Origin of the sequence: Phytohabitans maris, from assembly GCF_031085175.1 — a bacterium.
Taxonomy (GTDB): Bacteria; Actinomycetota; Actinomycetes; order Mycobacteriales; family Micromonosporaceae; genus Phytohabitans; species Phytohabitans maris.
Map to the genome: position 1 here is coordinate 92,718 of NZ_JAVHUY010000034.1, position 15,157 is coordinate 107,874.

The window sequence follows — 15,157 nt, forward strand, 5'->3', positions numbered from 1 at the left end:
TAGGAACTGCTCGTGCTACCCGAGTTACCCGATTGTCGTGCGGGATAAACCGACACGGGTAGACAGCGGTATTCAGACCGGGCGGCGGGCCAGTGCGACGAGTCCCGGACCCTTGCGCGGGGCGAAGCTCTGCAGCGCGGTAAAGGGCGTGATGCCCACCCGGACGGCCAGCCCGGTGAGGCGCGCGCCGGGCTGCAGCACCCGGCCGGAGCCGGCGGTGCGCTCCTCGGCCGTGCTCTCCGCGACCTCGCCGCTGCGCCGCACGGCCAGCCGGTCCCGGACGCTGTCCAGCGCGTAGCCGAGCGGCCAGGCGTAGTGCCGCAGCGCGATGTCGACGGCGCCGGCCGCGGCCAGCCGCTCGCCGAGCTGCGGGGAGCTGTATCGCCGGTAGTGCCCCACGTGCTCGTCCCAGGGCCCGAACCGCTCCGGGTCGGCCGGGACGGAGAGCAGCAGGTGCCCGCCGGGACGGACCAGGGGCAGCCACTCCTCCAGCGCCGCGGCGTCGTCGGCCAGGTGCTCGAGCACCTCGAACGCGCAGACCAGGTCGTACGTCCCCGGGTCGGGCGCCTTGAGGTGGTCGCCGTGCACCACCGTGCCGCCCACCGGGGAGATCCAGTCGTGGGCCGCCTGCCACGACGTCTCGTCCGGCTCGACCGCCGTGTACGACGCCATGCGGGCCAGCCGCGCCCCGAAGCCGCCGCGGCCGCAGCCCAGCTCGAGGATCGTCGACGGGGCGACCCGCCGCACGACGTTGCGGACCACGGCCCAGCGCAGGGCGGCGCGGGGGGCGAGTGGAGGCGTGGCGGTCTGGCTCATCGGTGTCCAAACTCCAGATGGTCGACGGAACGACGAAGCTGCGCGACGACGGCGGCGGGACGGAACCGCTCCGCGGCGTACAGCTGGCCGCTCGACTTGAGCTTGGCCAGCCGGTGCCGGTCGTCAGCCAGCGAGCGTAGAGCCTCGGCCAGGGCGACCGGGTCACCGGGGGGCACCAGCACGGCCGTGCCGTCGAGCGCGGTGCGCTGCGGCGCGGTGTCGGAGGTGACGACCACGCAGCCGGCGGCGAGCCCCTGGTAGACCTTCGTCGGCACGACCCGCAGCGCCTTGTCGGTGGTGCCGAAGATGCCCAGGCTGACGTCGTGCCTGGCGACCAGGGCGGGCAGCTCGGCGCCGGGCACCCAGTCGAGCCAGGTCACCCGGGGGTTGGCCGCGGCCAGCTCGCGGCAGCGCCGGTAGTCCTGCCCGGTGCCGACCATCGTGAACGCGATGCGGTCGTCATCGGCGAGCTCGGCCACCGCCTCGCCGATCGTGGCGGCGCCGTGCAGCGGGGTGAAGAGCCCCACGAAGATCACCCGAAGGGGTGCCTCCGGGTCGTCGCCGGTGTCGGCGTCGCCGGCGCCGAACCAGACGTCGCCCGCGCCGACCGGGACCACGACGGCCCGCTGCGCGGCGTCGGGCGGCAGCGTCGCGCCCTGCTCGGCGGTGTCGACCACGACCACGTCGGCGCGGCTCAGCGCGGTGCGGTCGATCCAGCGCATGAGCTTGTGCTTGACCCCGCCGCTGCCGGCGAGCGCCCGGTCCTCGGCGGTGCCGGCGGCGGAGACGAGGTGGTCGAGCGCGATCGGGGTGGAGCGGAAGAGGCGGCGGGCCAGCCGCACGTCGAAGTGGCCGAGGTAGCCGACGAGCACGGCGTCGGGCTGGCCGCCGCGGCGCTCGCGCCGGGCGCCGACCGCGAGGCGGGTCCAGCAGCTGGCGAGCCGCCAGGCCAGCAGCGGGACGCGCCACGGCTGGCGGAGCATGGCCACGCGGGCCGCGGTGGAGAGCCGCAGCGGGGCGTTGACCTCGACGACCTCGTCGCCGCTGGCCCGGAGCCCTTCGATGAGGACGGCCACCCTGGGGTGGCGCTCCACGTCGAACGTGCCGAAAGCCAGCCAGCGCATCCGCAGAGCGTACCGGACCCGCCTGGAGGGGCAGACCTCCGCGTAGCCGTCGCCGTCACCATGCGAAACCACAGGTTTCAGTCGCGTACGAAGGCCAGCCGGATGAACGTGTAGTCGATACCGACCCGCTTCCAGTGCACCGGGCGCTCGGCGTGCGCGAGCTCCAGGTCGCCGAGCAGCCGCAGCCGGTGCCGCTCGGCGAGCGCCACGAGCTCCTTGATCTCCACCGGGGAGAAGATGTGCACCGGCTGGCCGTACGCGGTCCGGCCGCGGGTGTCCGGCGGGTCCTGGTCGTAGTCGGTGGAGACGATCAGCAGCCCGCCGGGGCGCAGGATCCGGGCGGACTCGGCCAGGAACGGCTCCAGCGGCACCCCGTGCTCGATCACGCTCATGCAGGTGACCGCGTCGAAGCGGGCGTCCGGGAAGTCGGTGGCGGTGATGTCGCCGTACCGGAACAGGACGCCGTCGCGGCGGACGTCGGCGCCGAACTCCAGGTTGTTGCCGACCAGGTCGGTGAGGCCGAACAGGCGCAGCCACGGCAGGACCGGGGAGTACCGGGCGCTGCCGGCGTCCAGCACCGCCGCGTCCGTGCCCAGCCGGGCGAGGATCAGCGACACCGCGCCGAGCGCGTCCCAGTTCTTCGGCCGGTCGTGGTGCGGCGGCAGGCGCAGCCGGCGGCACTCGGCGACCGCGGCCGCCCACTCGGCCCGGCTGCCCAGCACGCCGGTCGGGGGCATGGGCGCCGGGTGGGAGCCGGGCGCGGCGATCGCGCGCTGGAGCCGGACCCGGGTCCAGAGCGCGGTCTCGGCCAGCCGCTTGGCCAGTGCGGTGGCCGCTCCCCCGGGTGGTGCCGCCCTCATGTTCTCTCCTCGTGGTGGCGGTGGATGCTCAGCGCCGCCATCCCCATGTCGACGGCGGCGAGCACGAGGCGGGAGACGAGCACGACGGCGGCCGCGGCCTGCGGGGAGATCGCGGTGGCGAGGGCCGCGCCGAGGGCCAGCTCCCGGACGCCGATGCCGGCGGGGGCCGGCACGAAGAGCAGGCCCGCGCAGTACGCCAGCGTGAAGCCGCCGACCGCGAGCGGGAGCACCGACCAGCCCTCGGCGCCGGCCGCGCGGACCAGGATGAAGCAGTGCAGCCCCATCAGGCACCAGCTCAGGACCTGCCAGGCGGTGGCGGCGAGCATGCCGCGGCCGGTGGGGCGGACCGCGATCGGCGGGCGGCGGAAGATCCGCAGCAGCAGGTTGATGCCCCACGTGGTGACCGCCGGGTGGATCGCCGCGACGAGCACCGGCAGGACCAGCCACAGCCACCAGAACCGGCGCAGCGCGTCGCCCGCGCCGAACGGCAGCAGGACCACCGCCATGCCGAGGCCGACCGCGAGCGACAGCACCACCGCCAGCACGCTGACCGCGAACGACACCGCGCGCGGCACCTTCAGCTGCTTGGCGAGCTCGACCTGGGCGACGAACGTCCACACCGAGCCGGGCAGGTACTTGCCGAGCTGGCTGGTGTAGAAGACCCGGGCGGCCGGTACGACGGGGAGCGGGTGGCCGAGGTCGGCGAGGAGGCGCCGCCAGGCGAGCATGCCGGCGATGCCGGCGCCGACCACGAGGGGTACCGAGGCGAGCGCCGGGCCCCAGCCGATCTGGCGGAGCGCCGGGCCGGTCTCGTCCCAGTTGGCGGCGATGTACCAGACGCCGGCGCCGGCCGCGACGACCAGAAACCCGATCTTGAACCAGATACCCGGACCGCGCGGGCGGCGCGGCACGGGCGGCGCGGGAGCGGACACGGACGGGGCGGGCGCGGTCACGAAGAGGCCGTCGCGAGGACCGCGGCGCAGTACGCCCGCCAGCCGGGTGACGCGTCGGCCGGGCAGACCCCCGTGCGCAGCCGCTCCGGCTCGCCGTCGGAGTAGAAGCGGCGCAGCGCCTCGGCCAGCGCCGGGACGTTGTCGGGCGCGCAGAGCACCCCGTCGACGCCGTCGCGGACGTCCTGCTCGACCGTGCCGACCCGGGTCGCGATCACCGGGCGCCCGTGCGCGTACGCCAGGAACGGGTTGAGCGAGGCGGTCACCGACCGGTACGGCAGCACGAGCGCGTCGACGTCGGTGAAGAGCCCGGGTACGTCGCCGGCGGCCACGTAGCCGGGGCGAAGCTCCACTCTGGACCCGAGCCCGAGGTGGCCGACGAGCCGCCGGGTCGCCTCGGTGCCGCCCCAGAACTCCCCCGCCACCCGCAGCGACACGTCCCGCGGCCCGGTGGCCATCGCGCGCAGCAGCACGTCGAGTCCCTTGTACGGCCGGACGATGCCGAAGAAGAGCAGCCGCCGGTACACCTGGTCGCTGGGGACGATCGGCGCGCCGCAGGCGACCACCACCGGCGCCATGTGCTCCACCACGACCGGCCGGTCGGTGAGCGTCCGGGCCAGCTTGGCCTGCTCGGCCGAGTGCACCAGCACCTCGTCCACTCTGGACAGCACGCTGCGGGTGAGCCGCACGTCCCAGGCGAGGCGCTCGTGCGGCAGCACGTTGTGGCACTGGGCCACCACCCGCGTGCTGCGGTCGCGGCCGAGCCCGGCGAGGATCCCCCGGTACGCCGGCAGCTGGATCGGCGTGGCGACGACCAGCACCACCACGTCGTAGCCGCGCAGCCGGCGGCCGCAGGCGAGCCACGTGTCCGGGCGCCGCCACGACAGGCGGCGCACCGTGTCCGGGAACGGCGGCAGCTCCGGCTCCCGGACCGTCAGCTGCCCGGGGTAGAGCAGTTTCGGGTACTGGTGCGACCAGGACTCCAGCCGCACCTCGTGGCCCGTGGCGGTCAGCTCGTGGGCCAGCGCCGTCGTGTACTGGGCGATGCCGCCCTTGTACGGATGCGCCGGTCCCACGATGGCTATGCGCACGCGGGCCCCGCTCAGTCGGCCCGCGACCGGACGATCAGGTCGGCCAGGAGGGCCACCGCCGCGATGATGAGCCCGGTGACGATGAGCAGCATCGCGTTCGTGGTGACGCGGAAGTTGTACTGGATGACGTCGACGATCGCCTTGACCGCGCCGATCCCGAACAGGAACAGCGCGAGCGGCATCAGCACCTTGATCGGGTTGAAGTACACGACCATCCGCAGCACCTGCAGGATGTACCGGTACGCGTCCCGCACGAAGTGGAACTTGCTCTTGCCGGAGCGCTTGGAGTACTCGATCGGCATGAAGTCGACCTGGTGCTGGTTGGACAGGAACGCCAGCGTGATCGTGGTGACGCAGGAGAAGCCGGGCGGCAGCAGCCGCAGGTACGGCAGGGAGACCTGCTTGCGGAACGCGCGCAGCCCGGAGTTGAGGTCGGGGATCTTCGTGCCGGCGAGCACCTCGGCGAACTTGCGGATCGCCCACTTGGCCGGCACCCGCAGCGCCTTGTGGCTGCCCTGCTCGGTGGTGCGCGCGCCGACCACCTGGTCGACGTGCTCGTTGTCGCGCAGGTACCGGGCGAACTCGGGGATCCGCTCGTTCGGGTACGACATGTCGGCGTCGGTCCAGACGACGATGCCGCCCTTGGCCTCCTGGGAGCCGATGCGGCGGGCGGTGCCGGAGCCGCCGTTGCGCTGGAACGCCATCAGCCGCATGTGCGGAAACCGGGGCTCGGCCTCGCGGAGCACGGCGAGCGTGTTGTCGGTGGACTTGTCGTCGATGACGAGCAGCTCGTAGGAGAACTCGCTGGCGTCCATCGCCTTCGTGATCCGCTCGATCTCGTCCACGACGTGGGTCTGCTCGTTGTAGCAGGGCAGGACGATGGTCACGTCGAGCGTGGTCGGCTCTGGTGGCGTTGGTGCCATGGTGGGGCGCCCCTCGGCGGTCCGTACCGTCTGCTCGATAATCATCGACTCGTCACAATCTGGCCCCGGCGATCGGCGCCGATGCCCTCGGAAGCGGAACGGCGGCGGTCCCGGACGCGTCCGGTCACCACCACCGTGAGGAGGGCGATGACCATGAGCATAGAGACCCAGCCGCCGAGATTAGCGTATGGCGCGGCGTATTGGACGCGCACCACGTGCTGCCCGGCGGGGACGGCGACGGCCGCGAGGCCGTGGTCGGCCGGCACCAGGTCGACCGCCTTCCCGTCCACGGTGGCTTTGAACTGGCCCTGGATCGCGTCGGCGATCACCAGGTACCCGGCGCCCTGCGCGGACACCGACACTTCGATGCGATCCGTGCCGTCCTCGTCGATGCGCAGGTCGGCCGGCGCGCCCTCCGCGGGCGGCCCGGCGGTGTCGAGCACGACCTGGTCGGGGCGGAGCGTGCCGCTCGCCTCGCGGTCGACCCGGGCCGCCCCGTCGGGCTCGACGAACGCCTCGCTGGCCCAGCGGATCCGGGGCGCCGCGTCCAGCCGCTCGTAGACGACCGCGGGCGTGGAGCGGACCAGCCGCAGCCCGTCGCCGGCGCCGGTGACCGTGCCGAGCGCGACCCGCCCCAGGGTGCCGGCCACGCTCAGCGGCCCGCCGAGGCCGGTGGCGGTGAACTCGACGGTCAGCTCGGTGCCGGCCGGCACGTCCTCGGCGGCCACCGGGAAGTCGAACGGCTTCCCCTCGGCCAGCCCGCTGGCCAGCCGCCGGGACCGGGCCACCTCCCGCCCGGCGGGGTCCTTGAGCACCGCCTCGACCGCCGCGTCGGCGGTACGCGGCGGCAGCGGCCCGACCGGCGTGACGACGACCGCGCGCAGCGGCTCCTCGACGGTGAGCCGCGGCACGCCGGGCGTACCCGGTATGGCGGTGATCGGCGAGCCACCGGTCGGCACCGGCGTGCGGCGGCCGAAGACCCGGTCGGACGGGCTGGCGACGAAGTAGCGCACGCCCAGCCGGTCGAGGACGGGGCTGGTCGCCACGTCGGCCCGGGACGGCAGGTCGAGCCAGGTCGGCGAGTCGAACTGCCGGGTCGGCAGCCCCTGCACCAGCTCGGCGAAGCGCTGGTCGACGAACTGGTGCCCGCTGAGGCCGCGGAGCTGGAGCTGGGAGTCGGCGCCGGCGTACATCGCGGTCCAGGTGCCGGCGAACCGGTCGTGGCCGAGGTGCTCCATGAGGTACCGGTGGGTGTCGGTGACCGGGTAGAAGGTGTCCTTGTCGACCCGGGGCAGGTACGGCACGGTGAGGGTGAGCGCCTGCACCGCCGCGAGCACCGGCAGCGTGGCGGCCGCGCCCAGCCGCACCCGGGCCCACAGCGGCTCCCGCCGGCCACCCGACCACCAGGCCAGGGCGACCGCGGCGACGGTGAGCGCCAGGAACATGGCACCGATCAGCACCTGCTCGTCGAGCTGCCCGGTCCGCTCGGTCCGCTGCAGCGCGTCGGCCGGCGCGGCCCGGGTCGCCTGGCGCGCCTGCCAGAAGACCACCGCGCCGAAAAGCGCCGACGCGACGGTCACCCCGGCGGCGTACCAGGCGTGCCAGCGGCGCTCGCCCCCGGCGGAGGTGGCCTTTCGCCGGCGGAGGACGACCTCCAGGCCCACGGCCGCGAGCGCGGCGATCAGCAGCCACACGACGCTGCGCGCGCGCCCCACGAAGTTGGTGGAGAAGACCGGAAGGTGGTGGGCGAGGCCGGCCCCCGGCCCGGTGTAGATGACGACCACCCAGAGCCCCAGCGCCGCGACGAGGAAGGCCCAGGTGCCGCGGGGCAGGAAGGCGCGGGCCGCCCACGGCACGGCCAGGGCGACCACGACCAGCACGAGCCCGGCCGCGCCGACGTAGGACATCGACTCGATGAGGTTGACCGGCAGGTACCACTGGGGTGGGTCGGAGGGGGTGACCGTGCCGAGCGCCCACGGCGCGATCGTGGTGATCAGGCTGGCCGCGGCGAGGTGCTCGCCAGGCTGCTGCTCCCGCCCGGCGATGAGCGAATCGGACATCGCCCGGACGAACGGCAGCAGCTGGAACGCGAGCAGCGCGGCCGCGCCGGCCAGCCCGGCGGCGGCGCCGGCGAGCACGCCGAGGACCCGGCGGAGCTGACCCGGGTACGCGGCGACGGCGCGGACCACGAGGTAGGGCGCGGCGGTGAAGAGGGTGAACGCGGTGACCGCCGGGAAGCCGCCGGCCAGCATGCCGCCGACCGCGAGGCTGATCAGGGCCGCGTCGCGCACCCGCCGCCGCTGGACGAAGCGCTCGACCGCCCAGAACACCGCCGGGATGAACGCCGCGGTGCGGGTGTGCGGCCAGTTGGTCCAGACGACCATGAACGCGCTGCTGGCGAAGACGAGCCCGCCGAGCACCGCCGCCGGCCGTCCCAGCCGCAGCCGCCGCAGGAACAGGAAGGTCATCGCCCCGCAGAAGACGGTTTCCAGGAGTTTCACGTAGCCGGGGGCGAGCGAGTCGGGCAGCAGGTAGTACGGCAGGGTGAGCGGGTTGGCCAGGCCGAGCGTGGGGATCGCGCCGAGCGGGACCCCGCCGACGACGTACGGGTTCCACGCCGCGACGTGCCCGACCTTGACCTGCCCGGCGAAGAGCAGCGTGTCGGGCATGACGGCGTTGAACGTGTCGTCCATGTAGCTGTTCTGCACCGGGATGCCGACCAACCCGACATCCTGGTACGGGCTGCGCACCTGGAGCTCGTCGGTGGCGGCGAGCACCGAACCGCCCCACAGCGGCGAACCGACCGTGCCGAGCGCGAAGAGGACGAAAGCCAGCACCCCGACCGTGGTGAGCAGGTCAGGTCGCCACCAGCGGCGCCGGGGCGGCGGCCCCTCCCCGTCCGGCTCCGGCGGGGCCGGCGCGGACGGCAGCGCGGTCTGCTGTGTGGTCATCGCCTTCTTCCGTGTGGCTGCCCCGGGAGGCGCCCCTCGCGGTCGCGAGGCCTCGTGGAGAATAACGGTGCCGAGGGCCGGACGGATGACTCGCTCCCCTCTGTAAACGCCGCGGTCTTCTATCTAGACAGCCATGATCGCCGCGGACTCTGCGGGCAGGTCGACCGCTTCGCCGTCGACCGCCACGCCGGGGTCGGTGACCAGCAGCGTGGCGTGGGCGGCGGCCGGGAGCGAGAGCCGCTGGGGGTGCGGCGCGAGGTTGGCGGCGACGGCGGTGGCGCCGCGGCGGACCACCAGCGACCGCTCCCCGGGCCAGGCCGTCACCCGGTCCAGGTTGGGGTCGGTGAGGTCGGCGCGGTCGCGGCGCAGGGCGATCAGGGAGCGGTGGAAGTCGTAGAGCTCGCGGTGGGCGGGCTTGTCCAGCTCGGCCCAGTCGAGGTGGGAGCGGGCGAACGTCATCGGGTCCTGCGGGTCGGGTACTCGATCCACTGGGCGCTGATGCCCGCTTCGCGGGCCCGCGAAGCGGGCATCAGCGCCGGAAAGGCTGTCGCTCAGCCAGCCGTGCGCGGCGAACTCGGCCCGCCGCCCGCCGGCCACCGCCGCGGCCAGCTCCGGCTCGGGGTGGCTGGTGAAAAACTGCCACGGGGTACGCGCGCCCCACTCCTCGCCCATGAAGAGCATCGGCGTGAACGGGCTCGTGAACAGCAGCACCGCGCCGACCTTCAGCAGGGCGGGGCTGAGCGTGTCGCTGATCCGGTCACCAGTGGCCCGGTTTCCGACCTGGTCGTGGTTTTGCAGATAGGCGACGAAGCGGTGCCCCGGGATCCGGGCCCGGTCGACCGGCCGGCCATGCGCGCGCCGGCGGAAGCTGGACCAGGTGCCGTCGTGGAAGAAGGCGTGGGTGAGGACTTTCGTGACGCTTTCGACCGAGCCGAAGTCGGCGTAGTAGCCCTGCCGCTCCCCGGTCAGCAGCGCGTGCAGCGCGTGGTGCACGTCGTCGTCCCACTGCGCGTGCAGGCCGTAGCCGCCGGCTTCGCGGGGCGTGACCAGGCGGGGGTCGTTCAGGTCCGACTCGGCGATCAGCGTGAGGGGGCGGCCGAGGTGCGCGGCGAGCGCGTCCACCTCGGTGGCCAGCTCTTCCAGCAGGTGTACCGCCCGGTGGTCGACCAGCGCGTGCACCGCGTCCAGCCGGAGCCCGTCCGCGTGGTAGTCGCGCAGCCACATCAGCGCGCTGTCGATCACGTACCGGCGCACGCCGTCGGAGAGGGGGCCGTCGAGGTTGAGCGAGCGGCCCCAGGTGTTGGCGCTCTCCGCGAGGTAGGGGGCGAAGCGCGGGGCGTACGCGCCGGAGGGGCCGAAGTGGTTGTAGACCGCGTCGACGATCACCGCCAAGCCCCGGGCGTGCGCGGCGTCGACCAGTCGCTTGAGCCCGTCCGGCCCGCCGTACCCCTCGTGCGGCGCGTACCAGCAGACCCCGTCGTAACCCCAGTTGTGGATGCCGTTGAACGCGTTCACCGGGAGCAGCTCGACCGCGGTCACGCCGAGGTCGACCAGGTGGTCGAGGCGGGCGGCCGCGGCGTCGAACGTGCCCTCCGGGGTGAACGTCCCGACGTGCAGCTCGTACAGCACGCCGCCGGGCAGGGCGCGGCCGGTCCAGCCGGCGTCGGTCCAGGGGAACGCCGCGTGGTCGTAGACCCGGCTGGGGCCGTGCACCCCGTACGGCTGCCAGGGTGAGCGCGGGTCGGGCAGCGGCTCGTCCCCGTCGTCCAGCAGGAACGCGTAGTCGGTGGCGGGCGCCGTTGACCGCCACCAACCGTCTTCACCCCGGGTCAGGTCGAGGTCCCGCCCGCCGTCCAGGCGCACACGTACCCGGGACCGCTCCGGCGCCCACACGGCGAACTCGGCCATGGTCCCTATCCTGCCCGTTGGGGGCGTCTTTTATCCCGATTTACGCAGCCAGACCGCGGCGTAGGGACCGACGTGCACCTCGGCCGAGTGCTGGTGGCCGTCCGCCGGCACGGCCTCCGCGTCGACCGCGCCGAAGTTGCCGACGCCGGAGCCGCCGTACGCGTGGGCGTCGGTGTTGACGACCTCGTCCCAGCGCCCGCCCTCGGGCAGCCCGACCCGGTACCCGATCCGCGGCACCCCGGAGAAGTTGACCACGCAGACGAGGGTCTCGCCCCCGTCGTGCGCCGCTGCCGCTCCGTCGTGCGCCGCTGCCGCTCCGGCGTGCGCCGCAGTCGTTCCGGCGCGCGCCGCCGCCGCTCCGGCTCGGCGCAGGAACGTGACGACGTTGGAGGCGCGGTCGTCGTGGCGGATCCAGCCGAAGCCGTCGCCGCTGGTGTCGTTCGCCCAGAGGGACGGCGACTCCCGGTAGACCCGGTTGAGGTCGCGCAGCAGGCCGGGCGTGCCCTCGCCGGTCAGCGACCAGTCCAGCCCCCGGGCCTCGCTCCACTCCCGCTCGTCGGCCAGCTCGCAGCCCATGAAGAGCAGCTGCTTGCCGGGGAACGCCCACATGTACGCCAGGAACCCGCGCAGCCCGGCCAGCTTCTGCCACCGGTCGCCGGGCATCTTGCCGATCAACGAGCCCTTGCCGTGCACCACCTCGTCGTGGCTGATCGGCAGCAGGAACTGCTCGTCGAAGGCGTACACGGTCGGCCAGGTCAGCTCGTCGTGGTGGAACGTGCGGTGCACCGGGTCGCGGCCGACGTAGCCGAGGGTGTCGTGCATCCAGCCCATGTTCCACTTGAGACCGAAGCCGAGCCCGCCCCAGTCGACCGGCCGGGAGACGCCGGGCCACGCGGTCGACTCCTCGGCGATCATCACCACGCCCGGGTGGTTGCGGTACACCGTGGCGTTCAGCTCGCGGAGCAGGTCGATCGCCTCCAGGTGCTCCCGCCCGCCGTACGCGTTCGGCTCCCACTGGCCGTGGCCGCGCGAGTAGTCGAGGTAGAGCATCGAGGCGACCGCGTCGACCCGCAGGCCGTCGACGTGGAACTCCTCCAGCCAGTACAGCGCGTTGGCGATCAGGAAGTTGCGCACCTCCCACCGGCCGTAGTTGAACACCAGCGAGCCCCAGTCGGGGTGCTCGCCCCGCCGCGGGTCCGGGTGCTCGTAGAGGCAGGTGCCGTCGAACCGGGCCAGCGCCCACTCGTCCTTCGGGAAGTGCGCCGGCACCCAGTCCAGCAGTACGCCGACGCCGGCCTGGTGCAGCCGGTCGACCAGGTAGCGGAACTCGTCCGGCGTCCCGAACCGGGCCGTCGGCGCGTAGTAGCCGGTCACCTGGTAGCCCCACGAGCCGCCGTACGGGTGCTCGGCGACCGGGAGCAGCTCGACGTGCGTGAAGCCGAGGTCGCTCACGTACGCCACGAGCTGGTCGGCGAGCTCCACGTAGGACAGTCCGGGGCGCCAGGAGCCGAGGTGCACCTCGTACACGGACATCGGCCGGGCGTGGTGGTCGGTGCGGCGGGCGGCGACCCAGTCACCGTCGCCCCACTGGTACTCCGAGCGGTCGATCACCGACGCGGTGCGGGGCGGCGCCTCGGTCGCCCGGGCGAGCGGGTCGGCCTTGTCCACCCAGCGGCCGTCGGCGCCGTGGATCCGGTACTTGTACCGGTGGCCGGGCGCGGCGCCGTCGACGTGCCCGGACCACACCCCGCTCGAGCCGAGCCGCTCCAGCGGCACTCCCGACCAGCCGGTGAAGTCGCCGGCCACCTGAACCTCGCGGGCGTTGGGGGCCCAGACCGCGAACCGCGTGCCGGTCCCCTCGACGTGCGCGCCGAGGACCTCCCAGAGCCGCTCGTGCCGGCCCTGGGCGATGAGGAAAAGATCGAAGTCACTGATCCGGGAGAGGGTACTCAGCACGCTCACGCCACCGCCAGGAGGTTGCCCTCGCGGATGTTGATCGCCGGGCGACCCTGGGCCATGCGGGCCTCGGCCTGCGCGGCGTTGAACGCCGGCGCCTGCGCGATCGCCGCGGAGTAGACGGCCGCCGTACGGGCCGCGATCGAGGCCCAGCCGTACCGCTCGTGCACCATCGCGCGGGCCCGGCCGGCCATCGTGCGGGCCTGCTCGGCGTCGGCCAGCAGCGCGCCGACCGCGTCGGCGAGCGCGTCCGGGTCCTTGGCCGGAAACGTCATGCCGTTGAACCCGGGCTGCACGAACTCCGCGAGCCCGCCGGTCGAGGCGACCGCGAGCGGCGCCCCGGCCGCCGCGCCTTCCAGCGCGACCATGCCGAACGGCTCGTAGATGCTCGGCACCGCGAAGCAGTCCGAGGCGGCGATCAGGGCCGGCAGGTCGGTGCCGCCCAGGAACCCCGGGAACGTCACCGTCTGGCCCAGCCCGTGGCGGTGGATGTCCGCCTCGAGCTCCGACTTGTACGGGCCGTCGCCGGCGATCACCAGGCGCAGGCCCGGGTGCCGGTCGCGCAGCTTCGGCAGGCTGGCGATCAGGTCCTGCACGCCCTTCTCGTACACCAGGCGGCCGGCGAACGTGAGCAGCGGGCCGTCACCGGCGAACCGCCGGCGGGCGTTGGCGACCGCCTCGGCCGGCACCTGCCAGCGGTCGGTCTCCACCCCGTTCGCGACCACGTCGAGGCGCTCGGTCGGCAGGTCGAAGAGGCGGTTGACCTCCCACTTCATGTACTCCGAGCAGACCACGACGCGGGCCGCCTCCTGGCCCAGCCACCATTCGACGGAGTGGATGGCCTTGTTCATCTCGTCGGGGAGCCAGCCCTGGTGGCGGCCGGCCTCGGTGGCGTGGATGGTCGCCACGAGCGGCAGGTCCAGGTGCTCCTTGAGGGTGATCGCGGTGTGCGTGACCAGCCAGTCGTGGGCGTGGATCACGTCGTACTCGCCGGACTCGGCGGCGCGCAGGGCGGCCCGGGTCAGCGTGTGGTTGAACGCCATCGTCCAGGCCAGCAGCGAGGGCGTGGCCAGCGGGAAGACCGGCGGGTCCTCGGGGGCGCGGACGATCCGCACGCCCTCGGCGTACTCCTCCAGGGGAGCGCCGGGCGCGTGCCGGGTGACGACGGTGACCTCGTGCCCGGCGGCGGCCAGCGAGGTCGAGAGGTGGTGCACGTGCCGCCCGAGGCCACCCACCAGGACGGGCGGGTACTCCCAGGAGAGCATCAGGATGCGGCGGCGGCCGTCGGGCGCGCCACCACCGCGGTGGGTCGGGGTCTGCGGGAAGGTATGGTTCCGGTCCTGCTGAAGGGTGGGAACTGTCGGGGAGGGACGGTAGGCGCCGTCGGTGGGGTCGACCCGCAGGGTCACACTCATCTCCTAGCTACATCAAAGGGGCGAAAAGCGGCATGAAGGCACGCCAGCCGGCGCCTGTGGCGGCAGTGCGTGATTTTCGTGGTCGAGCGACCACGTATAGGAAAAGGCATCCGTGTTTCGCCCGCATTCCGGGGACGTGTAAAGGTGAGCGACGACACGCCTGACCAGCGCGAAGTGTGTCGCGCCCCACTCCGCAACGTCACAGCCACCTCACCGACCGCACCCGCCACGGGTCAGCGCGGAGCCGCCCGGCGGGCCAGCCTGAGTGGATGCCCCGACCTCCCCGGCGCCCGGACGTACTCGCCGGCAAGATCTTCCTGGCCCGCACCGCGCTGGCGCGGAAGCTGTTGACGCCGAGCGACCTGCGCAGCGCGGCGTGGCGGCCGCTGTTTCGCGGGGTCTACGCGGACGCCTCGCTGGCGATCACCCACCGGCACCGGTGCCTGGCGGTGTCGCGGTACCTCCTGCCGGTCGACGGCGCGGTCGCCGGGCGCTCGGCGGCCGCCCTGTACGGCGCCGGCACCGCGAAGGCCGACGAACCCGTGGAGGTCGTGGTCCCCCGCGAAGCCCGCTTCGGCCCGTTCGGCGGGCTCGACGTGCACACGGCGGTACTCCTCGGCGGGGATGTGCGTGATCTCGACGGAGTTCGGGTGACCACGCCGGTGCGTACCTGCTGGGACCTCGCCCAGTGGCTCGACCTCGTCGAGGCCGTGGTCGTCATCGACCTGCTGCTGCGAGGCCGGCTGTTGACCGTCGCCGACCTGCGGGCGTACGCCGCCCGGCGCCGGGGCGCCCGTGATTGGCGGCGGCTGCTGCGGGCGGCCACGCTCGCCGACCCGGGTGCCGAGTCGCCGCAGGAGAGCCGGTTGCGGGTGCGGCTGGTGCTGGCCGATGTGCCGGTGCCGGTCACCCAGTACGTGATCGAGCGCGATGGCCGGTTCCTGGCCCGGGTGGATCTGGCCTGGCCGGCGCAGAAGGTCGCGGTGGAGTACGACGGGCTGTGGCACGCGGGCCAGGACCAGATCCACCACGACCGCCAACGCCTCAACCGGCTGCTCGGCGCCGACTGGATCGTCCTGCACGTCACGTCCAAACGCCTCCGCGACGACCTCGACGGCGTGGTCGCCGAGCTGAAGGCCGCACTCCGCCGCCGCTCATGATCC

General features: G+C 73.6%; 11 protein-coding genes. 1 reads left to right on the forward strand and 10 read right to left on the reverse strand.

The annotated features are described in order from the left end of the window. Positions 1–72: 72 nt before the first annotated feature. The 10 genes from RB614_RS30405 to RB614_RS30450 all read right to left on the reverse strand — a co-directional run bounded on the left by RB614_RS30405 (position 73) and on the right by RB614_RS30450 (position 13,994). Positions 73–816, reverse strand: coding sequence for a class I SAM-dependent methyltransferase (locus tag RB614_RS30405; protein WP_308716121.1), 744 nt, complete (start codon positions 814–816; stop codon positions 73–75). Further along, positions 813–1,940 carry a glycosyltransferase gene (locus tag RB614_RS30410; protein ID WP_308716122.1) on the reverse strand — a complete coding sequence of 376 codons (1,128 nt, stop codon included), beginning with the start codon at positions 1,938–1,940 and terminating at the stop codon, positions 813–815. Before RB614_RS30410 ends, RB614_RS30405 begins: the two co-directional genes overlap by 4 nt. Positions 1,941–2,017: 77 nt before the next feature. Further along, positions 2,018–2,800 carry a class I SAM-dependent methyltransferase gene (locus RB614_RS30415; RefSeq protein ID WP_308716123.1) on the reverse strand — a complete coding sequence of 261 codons (783 nt, stop codon included), beginning with the start codon at positions 2,798–2,800 and terminating at the stop codon, positions 2,018–2,020. Then, positions 2,797–3,753 (reverse strand): lysylphosphatidylglycerol synthase domain-containing protein, encoded by a 957-nt coding sequence (locus tag RB614_RS30420; RefSeq protein ID WP_308716124.1) that lies wholly within the window; start codon positions 3,751–3,753, stop codon positions 2,797–2,799. The genes RB614_RS30415 and RB614_RS30420 overlap by 4 nt, the downstream gene beginning before the upstream one ends. Further along, a complete protein-coding gene (locus RB614_RS30425) occupies positions 3,750–4,826 on the reverse strand; it encodes a glycosyltransferase (protein ID WP_308716125.1) in 1,077 nt (358 codons plus the stop codon). The genes RB614_RS30420 and RB614_RS30425 overlap by 4 nt, the downstream gene beginning before the upstream one ends. A 26-nt stretch (positions 4,827–4,852) precedes the next feature. Next, the gene (locus tag RB614_RS30430; RefSeq protein ID WP_308716126.1) at positions 4,853–5,809 is read right to left on the reverse strand and encodes a glycosyltransferase family 2 protein; all 957 of its coding nucleotides are present in this window, start codon (positions 5,807–5,809) and stop codon (positions 4,853–4,855) included. Then, positions 5,806–8,715 carry a hypothetical protein gene (locus tag RB614_RS30435; RefSeq protein ID WP_308716127.1) on the reverse strand — a complete coding sequence of 970 codons (2,910 nt, stop codon included), beginning with the start codon at positions 8,713–8,715 and terminating at the stop codon, positions 5,806–5,808. Before RB614_RS30435 ends, RB614_RS30430 begins: the two co-directional genes overlap by 4 nt. 123 nt (positions 8,716–8,838) lie before the next feature. After that, positions 8,839–10,623 (reverse strand): malto-oligosyltrehalose trehalohydrolase, encoded by a 1,785-nt coding sequence (gene treZ, locus RB614_RS30440; RefSeq protein WP_308716128.1) that lies wholly within the window; start codon positions 10,621–10,623, stop codon positions 8,839–8,841. Between the two features lie 30 nt (positions 10,624–10,653). Continuing rightward, positions 10,654–12,585 (reverse strand): 1,4-alpha-glucan branching protein GlgB, encoded by a 1,932-nt coding sequence (gene glgB, locus RB614_RS30445; protein ID WP_308716129.1) that lies wholly within the window; start codon positions 12,583–12,585, stop codon positions 10,654–10,656. Further along, positions 12,582–13,994, reverse strand: a complete 1,413-nt coding sequence (locus tag RB614_RS30450; RefSeq protein ID WP_428983139.1) for a glycosyltransferase family 4 protein — start codon at positions 13,992–13,994, stop codon at positions 12,582–12,584. Before RB614_RS30450 ends, glgB begins: the two co-directional genes overlap by 4 nt. Positions 13,995–14,263: 269 nt before the next feature. Between RB614_RS30450 and RB614_RS30455 the strand changes: the two genes are divergently transcribed. Further along, entirely contained in the window at positions 14,264–15,154 is an 891-nt protein-coding gene (locus tag RB614_RS30455; RefSeq protein WP_308716130.1) for an endonuclease domain-containing protein, read from the forward strand. Positions 15,155–15,157 lie beyond the last annotated feature (3 nt).

Bases quoted from the DNA above. Each gene is read 5' to 3' on its own strand.
- RB614_RS30405 (WP_308716121.1), bottom strand. From the start codon at position 816: ATGAGCCAGACCGCCACGCCTCCACTCGCCCCCCGCGCCGCCCTGCGC.
- RB614_RS30410 (WP_308716122.1), bottom strand. From the start codon at position 1,940: ATGCGCTGGCTGGCTTTCGGCACGTTCGACGTGGAGCGCCACCCCAGG.
- RB614_RS30415 (WP_308716123.1), bottom strand. From the start codon at position 2,800: ATGAGGGCGGCACCACCCGGGGGAGCGGCCACCGCACTGGCCAAGCGG.
- RB614_RS30430 (WP_308716126.1), bottom strand. From the start codon at position 5,809: ATGATTATCGAGCAGACGGTACGGACCGCCGAGGGGCGCCCCACCATG.
- RB614_RS30435 (WP_308716127.1), bottom strand. From the start codon at position 8,715: ATGACCACACAGCAGACCGCGCTGCCGTCCGCGCCGGCCCCGCCGGAG.
- treZ (WP_308716128.1), bottom strand. From the start codon at position 10,623: ATGGCCGAGTTCGCCGTGTGGGCGCCGGAGCGGTCCCGGGTACGTGTG.
- RB614_RS30450 (WP_428983139.1), bottom strand. From the start codon at position 13,994: ATGAGTGTGACCCTGCGGGTCGACCCCACCGACGGCGCCTACCGTCCC.
- RB614_RS30455 (WP_308716130.1), top strand. From the start codon at position 14,264: ATGCCCCGACCTCCCCGGCGCCCGGACGTACTCGCCGGCAAGATCTTC.